We start from the raw sequence: 15,991 nt of genomic DNA, 5'->3' as shown, positions 1-15,991 counted from the left end.
TATGGACGAGCATCCCTGCTAGGAGGGCCGCCATGCCTGCCGTGACCGTCGAGAATCCGCTGACCCTGAAGCGCGTCGCCGCGCCCGAGGGTGCTGTACCGCGCCCGGTGCTGGCGGTGTCCACCGCGCCCGGGGGCTTCGAGGGCGAGGGCTTCCCGGTGCGCCGTGCCTTCGCCGGCATCAACTACCAGTACCTCGACCCGTTCATCATGATGGATCAGATGGGCGAGGTGGACTACCAGCCCGGGGAGCCGAAAGGGACACCCTGGCATCCGCACCGGGGCTTCGAGACCGTCACGTACATCATCGACGGCATCTTCGACCACCAGGACTCCAACGGCGGTGGGGGCACCATCACCAACGGCGACACCCAGTGGATGACGGCCGGTTCCGGCCTGCTCCACATCGAGGCGCCGCCGGAGTCGCTGGTCATGAGCGGCGGGCTCTTCCACGGCCTCCAGCTGTGGGTGAACCTCCCGGCGAAGGACAAGATGATGCCTCCGCGCTACCAGGACATCCGTGGTGGCCAGGTCCAGCTGCTCACCTCCCCCGACGGTGGCGCACTGCTGCGGGTCATCGCCGGTGAGCTGGACGGCCACGAGGGCCCCGGCGTCACCCACACCCCGATCACGATGGTGCACGCGACGGTGCGGCCGGGGGCCGAGGTCACCCTGCCCTGGCGTGAGGACTTCAACGGTCTGGCGTATGTGCTCGCGGGCCGCGGTACGGTCGGCGCCGACCGCCGCCCGGTCCACCTCGGCCAGACCGCCGTCTTCGGCACCGGCTCCTCGCTGACCGTCCGTGCGGACGAGAACCAGGACTCGCACACGCCGGACCTGGAGGTCGTGCTGCTGGGCGGCCGGCCCATCCGGGAGCCGATGGCGCACTACGGACCGTTCGTGATGAACAGTGAGGCGGAGCTCAAGCAGGCGTTCGACGACTTCCAGCGGGGACGGCTGGGCACGGTCCCGGCGGTCCACGGGATGTAGCGTCCGGGGCCGGTCGTCGTGGCCGGTGCGGGTGGGATTCCCCCGGGTTTCCCCGCCCGCACCGGCTGACGCTACGTCACCCGCCCGGCCCCGATGAGCGCGCTGCGCTCCTGGCCGCGTGGTCCGCTGGGGACGTGCAGCCGGACAAGCCCCTCCTCCCCGAGCCGGTCAGACGGCTGGCCGCCTGGTGCGTGGTGGTCCTGCTCGTCACGGGGGTGGCCTCCATCGCGGTCTGGCTGTGCGTGACGTTCAAGTCCGCCGTCACACCGGTGCTGCTGGCCCTGCTGGGGACCGCGCTGCTGGGGCCGGTGCACCGCCGGCTGGTGCGGATGAGGCTGAACCCGTCGCTCGCGGCGGGTCTCACCTGCGCCCTGATGGTCGCGGTGGTCGGCGGCGCCGGATACATCGTGGTCACCGCGCTGCTCGACACCGGTGACGAGATCGTCGCCTCGCTCAAGGAAGCGGGACAGTGGGTCGCCGACCATTTCGGAGTGGCCACCGGAGACGGCATCACCAATATCGCCGGCAACGCCAAGAACCTGCTCGGAAAGTTCGGGGCCAGCGCGGCGGGTGGTGTGCTCGCCGGACTGAGCGTGATCGGGACGCTCATCGCGACCGGTGTACTGGCGCTGCTGCTGACGTTCTTCTTCCTCCGCGACGCGGAGCGGGCGCGGGGTATCGCGTACGCCATCGCCCCGCGAGCCGCGGTACCCGCCGTCGAGGCGATGGCCGGACGCGCCTTCGAGGCGGTCGAGGGCTTTATGCGCGGCACCACCGTCATCGCTCTCATCGACGCCCTGTGCATCACCGTCGGCCTGCTGATCCTGCGGGTGCCGGGAGCCCTGGGGCTGGGCGCGCTGGTGTTCGTCGGGGCCTACATTCCCTATCTCGGGGCGTTCATCTCGGGGGCTGTGGCCGTGCTGGTCGCGCTCGCCGACCGGGGCTTCGTCATCGCGCTCTGGGCGCTGGGCATCGTGCTGGCCGTCCAGGTGCTGGAGGGGCACGTGCTCCAGCCGGTGATCCAGAGCCGTACGGTCCAGATGCATCCGGCGATGGTGATGATCTCGCTGACCGCGGGTGCCGGTATCGCGGGGCTGCTGGGGATGCTGCTCGCCGTACCGGTGGCCGCGGCCGCGTTCGGGGTGATCGGCGAACTGCGCAAACGCTACGGGACGGACACCCCGGAGGGCCCTGGCGCGCCGACCGGGGCCACGCCCGCCCCCGATTCGTAGAGCTCGAACCAGATCGCCTTTCCCGCGCCCCGCGGATCCACCCCCCAGCGATCCGCGAGCAGTTCCGTCAGCATCAGTCCGCGCCCCGATGACGCCATCTCACCCGGCCGCCGCTTGTGCGGGAGTTCGTCGCTGGAATCAGCCACCTCCCCCCGCAGCCGGCGGCCACCGGGCTCACCGGTGACCTCCGCTGTCAGCATCGCGTCGCCGTCCGTATGGACCAGGACGTTGGTCATCATCTCGGAGACCATCAGCACCGCGGAGTCGACCTGTTCGGGGTCGGTCCAGTCGTGCAGCAGTTCCCTCAGCTGACGCCGCGACGCCGAGATCCGCTCCGGCTGGGACTGAGCCACGGTCAGGGTGATGCGCCGCGGCACGCCCCTGCGCACCGGCTCGCCCGCGCGGTGCATGAGCAGCACCGCGATGTCGTCCTCGCGGCGGTCGGAGAGCGGCCCGGTGTGCCGGCGCCCGGGCGGCGCGTGGACGGCCTGCACCAGTGCGTCGGCGAGTGTCTCCAGACTGTCGTCGGCGTGCTGTTCCAAGGTCGTCCGGATCCGTGACCAGCCTGTTTCGAGGTCGTGGCCACCGGTCTCGATCAGCCCGTCGGTGCAGATCAGCAGGGTCTCGCCGGGCTGCAGCACCAGCCGGTTCGTCGGGTAGTCGCTGTCCGGCTCGACGCCGAGAGGCAGCCCGCCGTCCACGGCCCTCACCAGGACCGTGCGGTCGACCGTTCTGATGGCCGGGTCGGGATGACCGGCCCGGGCGATGTCGAGGGTGCCGGTCGCCGGGTCGACCTCGGCATAGAGGCAGGTGGCGAAGCGGAGCCCGGCATCGTCGCCCTCCTCGTCATGGGTGTCCGTGATGCCGTAGAGGAAGCGCGAGGCGCGGGAGAGCACCGCGTCCGGCGGATGTCCCTCCGAGGCATAGGCGCGCAGCGCGATCCGCAGCTGGCCCATCAGCCCCGCGGCCCGTACGTCGTGGCCCTGCACATCACCGATGACCAGGGCGACCCGGCCGGTGCCGCCGGGCAGCGGGATCATGTCGTACCAGTCGCCGCCGACCTGCAGTCCGCCGCCGGTGGGTACGTACCGTGCGGCGACCTTCATCCCCGGGATGCCGGGACCCAGGGCCGGCATCATCGAACGCTGCAGCCCCAGCGACAGCTCGCGTTCGTTGTCGGCGGCCCCGGCGCGGGCGAGGGCCTGCGCCAGCATCCTGGCGACCGTCGTCAGCACCGAGCGCTCCTCCGGCGAGAAGCGCACCGGATAGGCGAAGGCGGCCATCCAGGCACCGATCGTCACACCCGCGTCGACGAGCGGTACGAAGGCCCAGGACTGCCGGTTGAAGAGTTTCACCTCCGGCCGGACAGCGGGGTAGCGCGACCGGTAGGAGCCGGGGGTCGGCAGATAGACGGCCCGGCCGGTCCTGGCCACCTCCGCTGCCGGATAGTCCGCGGCCGTACTCATCGGGAAGTCTCCCAGCGGCCCGTCCATACCGGGCGTCTGACCGCGGTGCCCGATCAGTGTCAGCCAGTCGCCCGTGATGCCGAACACCGCGAGGCCGTCCGGTTCGAACCCCGGCATGGAAAGCGAGGCGGCGACCCGCAGCACCTCCTCGGTGGATGCGGCCTCGGCCAGCGCGCGCCCCGCGTCCAGCAGGAACGCTTCCCGGGATCGGCGCCAGTCGCCGGTGACCGGGGTGGTGGCCGCGGCCCCCGGCGGGGGTTCCGCGACCTCCTGCAGGGTGCCGATCAGCACGTAGTCGTCCCCGTTGGCGGTGGGCTTGGAACGGCTGCGTACGGTGCGCAGCACCTGGCCCGTCCCGTCCACGATGCGCAGTCTGGCCTCGGCCAGGGTGCCCTCGGAGACCGCCAGGGTCACGATCCCGTTGACCTCGTTCCAGTCGGAGGGGTGAAACCGGGAGCGCGCGGCGGCCTCCGTGAGGGTGACGGCCTCGGGCGGCAGCCCCAGGAGCCGGGCAGCCTCGGCGTCGACGCTGGCCATCCCGGTCGCGGTGTCCCAGCGCCACAGTCCCGTGGCGAGGGCTGCCAGCACGTCCTCGGTGCGCATTGACCCACTTTAGGAAGGTTGGGCGGGCAACCGCCACCGAGGGGCCAGGTGCCCGGCGGTACCCTGGTTCCCGCTACACCCTTTCCCGCCTGTCTCGCGAAGAACTGGATGAATGATGCATCGGTACAGGTCCCACACGTGCGGTGAGCTCCGCGCCTCCGACGTCGGCTCCGACGTGCGGCTGAGCGGCTGGCTGCACAATCGCCGAGACCTGGGCGGCATTCTCTTCATCGATCTTCGTGACCACTACGGCATCACGCAGCTCGTGGCCCGCCCCGGCACCCCGGCGAACGAAGAGCTCTCCAAGGTCACCAAGGAGACCGTCGTCCGGATCGACGGCCAGGTCTCGGCACGCGGTGCCGAGAACGTCAACGCCGAGCTGCCGACCGGTGAGGTCGAGATCGAGGTCTCGGCGGTCGAGGTGCTGGGCGCCGCCGCCCCGCTCCCCTTCACCATCAACGCCGAGGACGGCGTCAACGAGGAGCGGCGCCTGGAGTACCGCTTCCTCGACCTGCGCCGTGAGCGGATGCACCGCAACATCATGCTGCGCACCGCGGTCATCTCCGCGATGCGGCACAAGATGACCGAGCTGGGCTTCAACGAGATGGCGACGCCGATCCTCACCGCGACCTCCCCCGAGGGCGCCCGTGACTTCGTGGTCCCCTCCCGTCTGCACCCCGGCAAGTTCTACGCTCTGCCGCAGGCCCCGCAGCAGTTCAAGCAGCTGCTGATGATCTCCGGGTTCGACCGCTATTTCCAGATCGCGCCCTGCTTCCGCGACGAGGACGCCCGGGCGGACCGTTCGCCGGGCGAGTTCTACCAGCTCGACGTCGAGATGAGCTTCGTCGAGCAGGAGGACGTCTTCCGGCCGATCGAGAAGCTGATGACCGAGCTCTTCGAGCAGTTCGGCAACGGCCGTCACGTCACATCGCCGTTCCCGCGCATCCCGTTCCGCGAGTCGATGCTGAAGTACGGCAACGACAAGCCCGATCTGCGCGCCAAACTGGAACTCGCCGATGTCTCGGACGTCTTCGCGGACTCCGGCTTCAAGGCCTTCGCCGGCAAGCACGTCCGTGCCCTGCCGGTCCCGGACACCGCGGGCCAGTCCCGTAAGTTCTTCGACGGCCTCGGCGCCTACGCCGTCGAGCAGGGCGCCAAGGGCCTGGCCTGGGTGCGGGTCGGTGACGACGGCGCGCTCGCGGGCCCGATCGCGAAGTTCCTCACCGACGCGGACATCGCCGCGCTCACCGAGCGCCTCGAACTCAAGCCCGGCCACGCGGTCTTCTTCGGCGCGGGTGAGTACGACGAGGTCTCCCGGATCATGTCCGCGGTGCGCGTCGAGGCGGCCAGGCGGGCCGGCCACTTCGAGGAGGGCGTCTTCCGGTTCTGCTGGATCGTCGACTTCCCGATGTACGAGAAGGACGAGGAGACCGGGAGGATCGACTTCTCGCACAACCCCTTCTCGATGCCCCAGGGCGGCCTGCGGGACCTGGAGGACAAGGACCCGCTGGACATCCTGGCCTTCCAGTACGACATCGTCTGCAACGGCATCGAGCTGTCGTCGGGAGCCATCCGCAACCACGAGCCCGAGCTGATGCTCAAGGCCTTCGAGATCGCCGGCTACGACCGCGAGACCGTCGAGCACGAGTTCGCCGGAATGCTGCGCGCCTTCCGCCTCGGCGCTCCGCCGCACGGTGGCATCGCCCCTGGTGTCGACCGCATCGTGATGCTGCTCGCCGACGAGCCGAACATCCGCGAGACCATCGCGTTCCCGCTCAACGGCAACGCCCAGGACCTGATGATGGGCGCGCCCACGGTGCTGGACGAGACCCGGCTGCGCGAGCTCAACATCCAGCTGCGCAAGCCGGTCGAGAAGTAAGCGGCAGGCACAGCCCGCAGCGACCACGACGGGGCCCGGAGCACCGGGCCCCGTCCGCGTTGTCCGGCCGCCCGCGTACGGGGTACGCGGCAACCTGTGAGCCGCTTCGCTCCTCTTTCGTGTCGCGGGCAGGCAGATCGGCTGCCCGGCGCGTTGGACAGGCGTGGACGACCGGACAGGACGGCGGGGATGAACATGCACGAGGGCGGCGGCGGTGGCGTAACCGCGCCAGGTGCCGGGGACCGCGCACACCTGCTGGTGACGCGGGCGCAGGCACGGCGCCGTACCGCACACGGACTGCCGGCTCCCCTCACATGACCGACGACGTCCGGCAGATCCGTACCAGGGGCCGTTTCCCCGCCGCCCACGACGCGACGCGGTCACCTGACGTTACGAGTAGTGACGTACCGGTGACCCCAGGTGACGTGAAGTGACTCGAAGTACAAGGAAAGGCCCGTACATGTCTCTGTCTCCGGCGGTAGCCCACCGCAGACGTCCGCTCGCGGCTGCCGCGCTGTTGTCCGCAGGGCTGCTGGTGACCGGGTGTGCGGATACGTCCGCGCCTGCGCCCGCCCCGGCGGCGGGCGCGGCCCGCGACGGCGGCAGCCACGCCGGAAAGTCCGCCCCGCAGCCGTTCGCGGCCCGGGCGGAGCGGGCGGTGCCCGACGGGATTCCCGGGCTGGGGCCCAGGACCCGGAAGCTGATTCCGGAGAGTGCACGGCAGGCCGTCGTCGTCACGGGTGAGGGGCATGACGCCAACCGGGCCGGCGTCGTCCTCTACACCCGCGGTGCCGAGGCGGGCTGGCAGCCCGCCGGTGCCTCCTGGCCCGCGCACAACGCCCTGCACGGCTGGAGCGACAACCATCAGGTGGGCGACCTCCGCTCGCCGGAGGGCGTCTTCGGCCTGACCGACGCCGGCGGCCGCAAGGCGGACCCCGGCACCCGGCTTCCTTACGACAGGGGTTCTGCCTTCGTGGCACCGGGCACCGGCTTCGACGGCGAGCCGCTGGCCGGCGCTTTCGACTATGTGGTGGCGATCAACTACAACCGCAGGCCCGGCACCAGCCCGCTCGACTGGACCCGGCCCCTGGGGGCGGGCCGGGGCGGCGGCGTCTGGTTCCACGTCGACCACGGCGGCCCGACACACGGCTGCGTCTCGCTGCCGGAACAGCGGATGAAGGAGCTGCTGCGCTGGCTGGACCCGGCGAAGAATCCGGTGGTGGTCATGGGGGACCCGTCCTGGCTCGGCCGGTGAATCCGGAAGGGTGACACGTGGTTGATCTGACGGGCGGCTGACCGGACAGGCGGCTGATCTCACTGGTGGTTACCCGACAGGCGGTTGTCCGGACAGGCAGCTGGGCGGAAAGACAGCTGATGTCACAGGTGCTTATCCGACGATGGCCACGTGTACAGCCTGGTGATCCCATGGGTGGTTACCCGACTGGTGGTTTGATCTCACCGGTGGTTACCGGACTGGCGGTTGATCTCACCGGCGGTTACCCGACGGGCGGTTGATCTCACAGATGGTTACCCAATAGCGGGTTGACCGGACAGATGGTTACCCGACAGGCCGCTGACCCGAAAGTCTCATGGTCGGACGGAGAGAGCCCGGGGCCGATCGGCCCCGGGCTCCGTCCGTGCGGACGAGACCTAAGCGGTCTTCTCCTCCAGCCGCGGGAAGAGCACCGCGCCCTTCGTCACCGTCGCACCGGCCGGGAGCTGCCCCCAGCGGCCGGCTTCCTGGACGCGCTGCGCACCGAGCGCGCCGAGGCCCGCTTCGGCGCCCAGGGACTCCCACAGGCTCTGCGAGGTCACCGGCATCACGGCGTTCAGCAGCACCGCGACACCGCGCAGCGACTCGGCGGCCGTGTAGAGGATCGTCGCGAGACGGGCCCTGCCTTCGGGCGACTCGTCCTTGGCGACCTTCCACGGCTCCTGCTCCGTGATGTAGCCGTTGACCTGCTTCACGAAGTCGAAGATCGCCAGGATGCCGGCCTGGAAGTCCAGCTCCTCGCCGATCAGCCGGTCGGCCTCGGTGACCGCGGTGGCGAGACCGACCCGGACCGCCTGCTCGGCGGCGCCGGAGGCCTCGGCCGATGGCAGCGTGCCGCCGTAGTACTTGCCCACCATGGCCGCCACCCGGGAGGCGAGGTTGCCGTAGTCGTTGGCGAGCTCGGAGGTGTAGCGGGCGGAGAAGTCCTCCCAGGAGAACGAGCCGTCACTGCCGAAGGCGATCGCCCGCAGGAAGTACCAGCGGTAGGCGTCGACGCCGAAGTGCGAGGTCAGATCCTGCGGCTTGATGCCGGTCAGGTTCGACTTGGACATCTTCTCGCCGCCGACCATCAGCCAGCCGTTGGTCGCGACCCGACCCGGCACCGGCAGCCCCTGCGCCATCAGCATGGCCGGCCAGATGACCGCGTGGAAGCGGAGGATGTCCTTGCCGATCAGATGCACGTCGGCGGGGAAGGTCTGCTCGAACTTCTCCGGGTTCTCGTTGTAGCCGACGGCCGTGGCGTAGTTGAGGAGCGCATCCACCCAGACGTAGATGACGTGCTTCTCGTCCCACGGGACCGGGACGCCCCAGTCGAAGGTCGAGCGCGAGATGGACAGGTCCTGCAGACCCTGCCTGACGAAGTTCACGACCTCGTTGCGGGCCGACTCGGGCGAGATGAAGCCGGGGTTGGCCTCGTAGAACTCGAGCAGCTTCGGGCCGTACTCGCTGAGCTTGAAGAAGTAGTTCTCCTCCTTGAGGAGCTCCACCGGCCGCTTGTGGATCGGGCACAGCTTGGTGCCTTCGGCGTCCTCGATGAGGTCACCGGGGAGTTTGTACTCCTCACAGGCGACGCAGTACGGGCCCTCGTATCCGCCCTTGTAGATCTCGTCCTTGTCGTACAGGTCCTGCACGAACTCCTGCACACGGTCCGTGTGCCGCTTCTCCGTGGTCCGGATGAAGTCGTCGTTCGCGATGTCGAGGTGCTCCCAGAGGGGCTTCCAGGACTCCTCGACGAGCTTGTCGCACCACTCCTGCGGTGTGACGTTGTTCGCCTCGGCCGTGCGCATGATCTTCTGACCGTGCTCGTCCGTGCCGGTGAGGTACCACACCTTCTCGCCGCGCTGACGGTGCCAGCGCGAGAGCACGTCCCCTGCAACGGTCGTGTAGGCGTGGCCCAGGTGAGGAGCGTCGTTGACGTAGTAAATGGGGGTCGAGACGTAGTACGCCTTCGTCCCCTGCTTCTCGGATCCAGTGGCCGCCATGGTCGAAATCCTAACGGCCCGCGGAAGATCCCTTCACATCGGCGAACCCCGGAGCCCCCGTCCCGCGGGACGGGGGCTCCGGGGTTCGCCGGGCGTACAGCGGGCTCGGCTCAGCCCTTACGGGCGGCCAGCCAGCCCGGGAAGGCGGCGAGCAGCTGCTCGTACACCTCGGAGTCGGCGAGCTCGCGGGGTGCGGGTCCCGCGTGGAAGAAGGCGGCGTGCGGGACGTCCAGCTTCCGCAGGAAGTCGAACGCCTTGGAGTCGTGCTCCCCGAAGGCGACGAACTGCCAGAAGAGCGGCTTGTCCGCGACGTCGGTGATCGCCTGCTTGGCGGCCAGTTTGGCATCGGGGGCGCCGTCCGTCTGGAAGATCACCAGCGCGGGGGCGGCCGGGTCGGCCGACTTCGCGTGCAGCGCCACGACCTCCTCGACGGCCCGGTGGTAACTGGTGCGGCCCAGCCGCCCCATACCGGCGTGCAGTTCGTCGACCCGTCCCTCGTACGTGTCGAGGTTCAGCTCGCCGGTGCCGTCGATGTCGGTCGAGAAGAAGACGACCCGGACGACCGCCTGCTCGTCGAGATGCGCGGCCAGGGCGAGGGTCTGCTCGCCGAGGGCCTGCGCGCTGCCGTCCTTGTAGTAGGGCCGCATGGAGCCCGACCGGTCGAGCACCAGATAGACCGAAGCGCGCGCTGCGCCGAGCCCGGCCTTCGCCAGCTCGGCGCCGGCGGCCTGGTGCGGGGCGACCAGCTGCGGGGCGCGTGCCTTGAGGTCCGCGGGGGCGGCGGCGGGCGCATCCTTGCCGGCCGGCCCGGCATCGGCCGCGACGGCTCCGGCCTTCGTCCCGGCAGGCTCGGCCTCGGTCTTCGCCTTCGCCTCGGTCTTCGGCTTGGCCTTGGCCTTCGCGGCGGTGGCCTTCGTGGCACTGGTCTTCGGCTTGGCGGTGGCGGCCTTGCGCTTGGCGGCCGGCTTGGCCTCGGCGGCCGGTTCGGCCGCGGGCTTCGTCTCCGCCGCGGGCTTCGTTACGGCAGCGGCCGGTTCCACCTCGTCGACAGGGGCGGGCTTGGCCTCGGTGGCCGGCTTCGCGGCTTCGGCCTCCACCGTCCCGTCCTTGCCCGGCTTCGCCTCGGCGGCTGCCGGCTCGGGTGCCACAGCCTTGTCGGCGGGGGCCTCGACCGCTGCGGCGACGGGCTCCGGTTCGGCGGGAACCGCTTCCGCCTCGGAGACCGCCGCATCCGTGGCCGCGGGGGCCGCCTCCTGTTCCGTCTCCGGGGCGACGGACTCCTCCGGAGTCCTGGCCGCCTCCTTCTCGGCGCCGGCGGCCTTCCCAACGCCCTTCTCCGGTACGGCGACCGCGTTGCGGGATGCCGCCGAAGCCTGCGCCGGAACCGTCGGCTCGGCCGGTCCCCGCTTGGGGGTGGGGTTGTCGAAAGCGGCGGCCACCAGGTCCGATGCCACCCCGGTGCCGGACTTGCCGGACTTCTTGGCGGACGCCTTCTTGTCGGCCTGGGCCGGCACGGATGCCGTTCCCGCCGATGCTGATCCCGACGACGACGACGCCGATCCGGACGACGACGCCGGCGCGGACTCCGCCGGCTTCTCGGACGGCGACGTGCGCTCGCCCTGAGCCGGCACGGACGGGGTCGCCGACGGCTCCGCGTACTCCGCGCGGTCGCGTCCAAACACCTTGCGCAGCAAGCTCCGAATGCCCATGGGCGAGACCTTTCGCATGAGTCGAGTGCGAGATATGTCCGCGCCGACGGGAGTTGATCCCTGGCCAGGGCGGACACGTAAGGTTAGCGACCGCGCTGGGCGATCTTTGGGAGGGTCGTCACGACGCCGGTTCAGCTGCCAGATCCAGTCGGGCGTGACTCGCCTCGGCGAACATCACCGAGAGCCGCGCGCCGTCCGGATCACCGGGTGTGAACAGCCCCGCCGCCGTCGCCCGCACGACCAGCAGTTCGTGCGCGTCCACGGTATCCGAGACCCCGCGCCCCTCGATCGTGTCCCACCACGCGTCCAGATTCCGCCCGAACCAGTCGGGCAGCCCGCACGGCCCGGACACCGCGTCCCAGAAGTCATCGAGCGTGACCAGTGGCAACGTACGCAAGTCCACGACAAGTTCGGAGCTCATGGCTGCGGATGGTACGCGGTGCCTGCGTGACAGCCGTGACGCCGGGACAGCCGTTGCGGGGGAAAACCCCACCCCAAGTGTCCGGGCGGTCCCATGGGCGGACGGGCTCACCCTCCGTAGCGTCGGAGACATGTGGACTCTGGCTCTGCGCACCCTGCGCTTCCGCAAGGGCGGCTTCGTCGCCACCTTCGTCGCGCTCTTCTTCGGCACGGCGATCGTGCTGGCCTGCGGCGGGATGCTGGAGACCGGTATCCGCAACAACGTCCCGCCCGAACGGCTGGCGGGCGCCACGGCCGTGGTCATGGGCGATCGCGGCTACGAACTGCACCCCGGGGACCCGGAGGACAGCGAGAAGGCGGTCTCGGCCGAACAGGTCCCGCTGAACGGCGCGCTGGCCGCGAGGCTGCGCGGGACGCCCGGGGTGACCAGGGTCGTCGAGGACGTCACCGTCCCATCGACGTTGCTGGTGGGCGGTGGGATCCGGGCCGGCGGCCACACCTGGACCTCCGCCTCACTCGGCCCCGGAACCCTGCGCAGTGGCCGGCCGCCGGCCGGTCCTGGCCAGGTGGTGCTGGATGCCGGCACAGCCGGAGCAGCGGACGCCGGTGTGGGGGACACCGTCCGGATCGCCGCACACGGCGGCACCGCGCCGTACCGGATCAGCGGCATCACCGAGCCGGGGGGCCGCGCCGAGCTGTTCTTCAGTGACCGCGAAGCGGTGCGGCTCGCCGGCGGCCCGCGGAAACTCGCTGCCCTCGCGGTGATCGCCGAACCCGGCACCGACCTGAGGCCCGCCGTCGCCGGGGCCGGGGCCCGGATTCTCACCGGCGACGACCGCGGCTTCGCCGAGCACCCGGAAGTGCTGGCGGGCAAGAGCGATCTGATCTCGCTGTCCGCGGTCTTCGGCGGGATGGCCGTGCTGGTCGCGCTGTTCGTCACCGCGTCCACCATGGCGCTCTCCGCCTCCCAGCGGCAGCGTGAGACGGCCCTGCTGCGCGCCGTCGGAGCGACGCCCCGCCAGCTGCGCCGGATGCTGGTGGCGGAGACCCTGATGATCGCCGTCCCGGCCGCGCTGCTCGCCTGGATCCCGGGGCGGCTGCTCGGCCGTGAGCTCTTCGGCAGGCTGGCATCAGCGGGGATCACGTCGGACGCCGTTGAGTTCACCCAGGGATGGATCCCGATGGCCGCGGCGGGCGGGGCCGTGCTGATCACGGCGGTCGGCGGGGGGCTGGTCGCCGGCCGTCGCGCGGTGCGGAGCCGGCCCACCGAGGCGCTGGCCGAAGCGGCGGTCCAGCAGCGCTGGTTCAGCTGGATCCGGCTGGTCTTCGCGGTCCTCTTCCTGTCCGGCACGGCCGCGCTCTCGATCGTCACCTGGACGGTCATGGACGGCCCGGCCGCGGCCAGTACGGCCGGACCGACCGTGCTCTGCGCCGCAATCGGACTGGCACTGATCGCACCCGGCCTCACCAAGGTGTGTGCCGTCGTGCTCGACCGGCCGGTCCGGCTGCTCACCGGGGCGGGCGGCTATCTGGCGATGCTCAACTCCCGTGCGCGCACGGTCGCGATGGCGGCAGCGGTCACACCGATCCTGCTGGCCAGCGGGGTCGCCACCGGCAATCTCTACCTCCAGACCACCCAGTCCGATGTCAACAACAGGGCGTTCACCGAGAACCTGCACGCGGACGCGGTGCTGGCCTCGGTGTCAGGCACCGTCGCGCCGTCCACCGCGGAGCGGGCGGCGAAGCTTCCCGGGGTGGCGGCGGCCAGTGCGTACGTCACCAGTACCGGTTTCATCGAGAAGCCCGCAGGGGGCGGAGCCGAGACGGGGGACGACGGGCTGCCCCTCCAGGGGGTCGGACCGGACGCCGCCGCACTGACCGGCGTGGACACATCGGGCCTGCGGGGCAAGGCCGTGGTGCTCCCGCGCGGGGCCGGCCACCGTACGGGGGAGACCATCACCCTGAGGCTGGGCGACAACAGTGCGGTGCGGCTCCGGGTGGTGGGGACGTATGCGGGCGGAGCGGCACTCCTGCCGGTGGGGCTGCTCGCCCCCCATACGACCGGCGGCCTGCCCACCGAGGTACTGGTGAAGGCCGGGCCCGGCGGGGATGTCAGGACCGCGCTGCGCGGACTGGCCGGCCCGGCGGACGGGCTGCGGGTGGAGGGACGTGCCGAACTCGTCGCGGACCACGTCGAGGACACGGCGACCCAGGCGTGGATCAACTACCTGATGGTCTCCATGATCGTCGCGTACACGGCCATCGCCGTGGTGAACAGCCTGGTGATGGCGGCGCGTGCACGGCGCAGGGAGTTCGGCCTGCAGCGGCTCACGGGCGCCACCACGGGCCAGATCCTGCGCATGGTCACGATCGAGTCCCTGCTGGTGGCGGTGATCGGCCTGCTCCTCGGCACCGTGGCAGCGGCCACGACCCTGGTGCCCTTCGCCCATGTGGCAACGGGTTCGGTGCTGCCGTCAGGGCCGCTCTCGATCTACGGGGCGGTGGCCGGCGGGGCGGTGGTCCTGGCCCTGGGATCGAGTCTGGTGCCGGCCTGGGCGGCGCTGCGGGTGCGGCCCGCGGTGGCGGTGGGCGCGGCGCCGTAAACGGGCGCGCCCGCGGTCACTTCCCCAGCTCCTCGTATGCGCCCGCCAGTTCCTCGTACGCCACATCCAGATCCGGCTCGCATACGCCGGCCCGCCCGGCCAGGAACAGGCGGACTCCTATCGGGTCCCCCGCCAGCGGTCTTATCACCGTGTCGGGGCGGGGCCGGCTGGTCGGCTGGCAGACCGTGACGACCTCGCCGGACGCGACCAGGGAGAAGGCGGTGAGGTAGTCGCCGTGCAGCACCCTCGGGTTGAGCCCGGCGGCCTGCAGCATGCGGCGCATACCGTCCCATTCGCCGTCCACCGTGGGGTCGACCATCCACTGGTCGTCGGCGAGATCGGCGAGCTTCACCACCGGGTTGGCGGCCGCCGGATGGTCGGCGGCGAGCGTCACCGACTGCGCTTCGCGCTCGACGAGGACGCGTACCGCGAGACCTTCGGGTACCCGAAGCGGGCACCCGTCGACCTCATGGACGAAGGCGACGTCCAGTTGCCCCGAAGCCACCAGACGCAGCAGCGCGTTGGCGGAGACGTCCATATGGAGCGAGGTCTCGGTGCCGGGCAGCCGGGACCGCAGCCTGCGCAGCCAGCCGGGCAGCGCGCGGCTGGCCGTGGAGCCGATACGCAGCCGTGGCCCGGCGGCGCGGGCGGCAGCGGCCTTGGCGTCGGTCACCAGTTCCCGCATCTCGGTGATCAGCGGCCGTGCCCGGCTGAGTACGGTCCGTCCGAGCGGGGTGGGGCGGCAGCCGGTGCGCTCCCGGATGAACAGCTGCCCGCCGAGGGAGTTCTCGATCCGGCGGAGCTGGGTGGTGAGCGAGGGCTGGCTCATGCCCAGCTCACGGGCCGCCCGGTGCAGGCTGCCGCTGTCGGCGATGGCGCACAGAGCGCGGAGGTGCCTCACCTCGAGGTCCATGTACCAGAGAGTAAGGCGGTCCCGCCAGCCGCACCAGACCATCAAAACACCACTGATAGCCCGAAGTTATCGCCAATTGCCATCATCCCCCGGGGCCCTCCGCACAGCACACTCTGCGGTACCACCCGTTCACCCCCACACCGGACGAGTAGGAGCCCCCCACATGAAGCACCGTAATACAGCTGTATCCGCGGTACTGGGCCTCGGCATCGCCGCGGCACTCGGCACCGCGGGCCCCGTGCAGGCCGTCACCCCCACGGCGCCTCACGCCCAGCAGTCCGTCTCGCACTATGCCGGCTCGAAGCAGGAGTCGGACAACAAGGCCTTCTTCGACGCCGTCCTGAAGTCGGTGGCGAAGAAGCGGGCTGCGCACCCCGATGCGGCATCCGTGACCGTCGTCTACGACGCCTCAGCCGCGCCGAGTTACCAGAGCCAGATAGCGGCCAGCGCGCAGATATGGAACGCGGCCGAATCCAACGTCACCCTCCAGGAGGGCTCAGGCGCCGACTTCACCTACCGCGAGGGCGACGATCCGCAGGGATCGTACGCATCGACCGACGGCCACGGCAGAGGCTATGTGTTCCTCGACCACGCGCAGACCCAGGAGTACGACTCGATCCGGGTCACCGCGCACGAGACGGGGCATGTTCTCGGCCTTCCGGACACCTACGACGGGCCGTGCAGCGAGCTGATGTCCGGTGGCGGACCCGGCCCGTCCTGCACCAACCGGCAGCCGGACGCGCAGGAGCGCGCCCAGGTCGACGCCCTGTGGGCGAACGGCCTCGCCAAGGCCCTGGCCAAGGTGAACAAGAGCTCCTGACGCCGGGTCCGCTCGGCGAGAGGGTCCACTGACGCCTCCTTCCCCGGCGTCACGCCCCACCCCCCACCCCCCGCACCCGGCGTCACTGACCACGCCGGGTGC

At 70.8% G+C, this 15,991-nt stretch carries 11 protein-coding genes; 6 read left to right on the top strand and 5 right to left on the bottom strand.

All coding sequences use genetic code 11. The features are described 5' to 3' along the window. The first annotated feature begins 32 nt into the window (after positions 1-32). Together OHS16_RS15050 and OHS16_RS15045 are read left to right on the top strand one after the other, a co-directional pair. Positions 33-989, top strand: a complete 957-nt coding sequence (locus OHS16_RS15050; protein WP_328537716.1) for a pirin family protein — start codon at positions 33-35, stop codon at positions 987-989. A 134-nt stretch (positions 990-1,123) separates the two neighbouring features. After that, complete coding sequence (locus OHS16_RS15045; protein ID WP_328537715.1) at positions 1,124-2,221, top strand: AI-2E family transporter; 1,098 nt, start codon at positions 1,124-1,126, stop codon at positions 2,219-2,221. On the opposite strand, the gene OHS16_RS15040 is transcribed toward OHS16_RS15045, so the two are convergent. After that, complete coding sequence (locus tag OHS16_RS15040; protein ID WP_328537714.1) at positions 2,155-4,290, bottom strand: ATP-binding SpoIIE family protein phosphatase; 2,136 nt, start codon at positions 4,288-4,290, stop codon at positions 2,155-2,157. The genes OHS16_RS15045 and OHS16_RS15040 overlap by 67 nt on opposite strands. Before the next feature lie 115 nt (positions 4,291-4,405). Between OHS16_RS15040 and aspS the strand changes: the two genes are divergently transcribed. Further along, on the top strand, positions 4,406-6,169 hold the full coding sequence (gene aspS, locus OHS16_RS15035; RefSeq protein ID WP_328540851.1) for an aspartate--tRNA ligase: 1,764 nt from the start codon (positions 4,406-4,408) through the stop codon (positions 6,167-6,169). Positions 6,170-6,629: 460 nt separating this feature from the next. Next, positions 6,630-7,424, top strand: a complete 795-nt coding sequence (locus OHS16_RS15030) for a L,D-transpeptidase family protein (protein WP_328537713.1) — start codon at positions 6,630-6,632, stop codon at positions 7,422-7,424. A 395-nt stretch (positions 7,425-7,819) separates the two neighbouring features. Here OHS16_RS15030 and metG read toward each other — a convergent pair whose 3' ends face one another. The 3 genes from metG to OHS16_RS15015 all read right to left on the bottom strand — a co-directional run bounded on the left by metG (position 7,820) and on the right by OHS16_RS15015 (position 11,554). Beyond that, positions 7,820-9,424, bottom strand: coding sequence for a methionine--tRNA ligase (gene metG, locus OHS16_RS15025; RefSeq protein WP_328537712.1), 1,605 nt, complete (start codon positions 9,422-9,424; stop codon positions 7,820-7,822). Between the two features lie 110 nt (positions 9,425-9,534). Then, on the bottom strand, positions 9,535-11,133 hold the full coding sequence (locus tag OHS16_RS15020; RefSeq protein WP_328537711.1) for a VWA domain-containing protein: 1,599 nt from the start codon (positions 11,131-11,133) through the stop codon (positions 9,535-9,537). A gap of 118 nt (positions 11,134-11,251) precedes the next feature. Beyond that, positions 11,252-11,554: a barstar family protein gene (locus OHS16_RS15015; protein WP_328537710.1), complete on the bottom strand. Its 303-nt coding sequence runs from the start codon at positions 11,552-11,554 to the stop codon at positions 11,252-11,254. Positions 11,555-11,684: 130 nt separating this feature from the next. On the opposite strand from OHS16_RS15015, the gene OHS16_RS15010 reads away from it, so the two are divergent. Further along, complete coding sequence (locus tag OHS16_RS15010; RefSeq protein ID WP_328537709.1) at positions 11,685-14,156, top strand: ABC transporter permease; 2,472 nt, start codon at positions 11,685-11,687, stop codon at positions 14,154-14,156. 16 nt (positions 14,157-14,172) lie between these two features. Here OHS16_RS15010 and OHS16_RS15005 read toward each other — a convergent pair whose 3' ends face one another. Continuing rightward, positions 14,173-15,069, bottom strand: a complete 897-nt coding sequence (locus OHS16_RS15005; RefSeq protein WP_328537708.1) for a LysR family transcriptional regulator — start codon at positions 15,067-15,069, stop codon at positions 14,173-14,175. Positions 15,070-15,232: 163 nt separating this feature from the next. Between OHS16_RS15005 and snpA the strand changes: the two genes are divergently transcribed. Further along, positions 15,233-15,889: a snapalysin gene (snpA, locus tag OHS16_RS15000; RefSeq protein WP_328537707.1), complete on the top strand. Its 657-nt coding sequence runs from the start codon at positions 15,233-15,235 to the stop codon at positions 15,887-15,889. Positions 15,890-15,991 lie beyond the last annotated feature (102 nt).

It is taken from the genome of Streptomyces sp. NBC_00344, from assembly GCF_036088315.1.
Taxonomy (GTDB): domain Bacteria; phylum Actinomycetota; class Actinomycetes; order Streptomycetales; family Streptomycetaceae; genus Streptomyces.
This window is presented reverse-complemented; position numbering and strand designations above follow the sequence as displayed.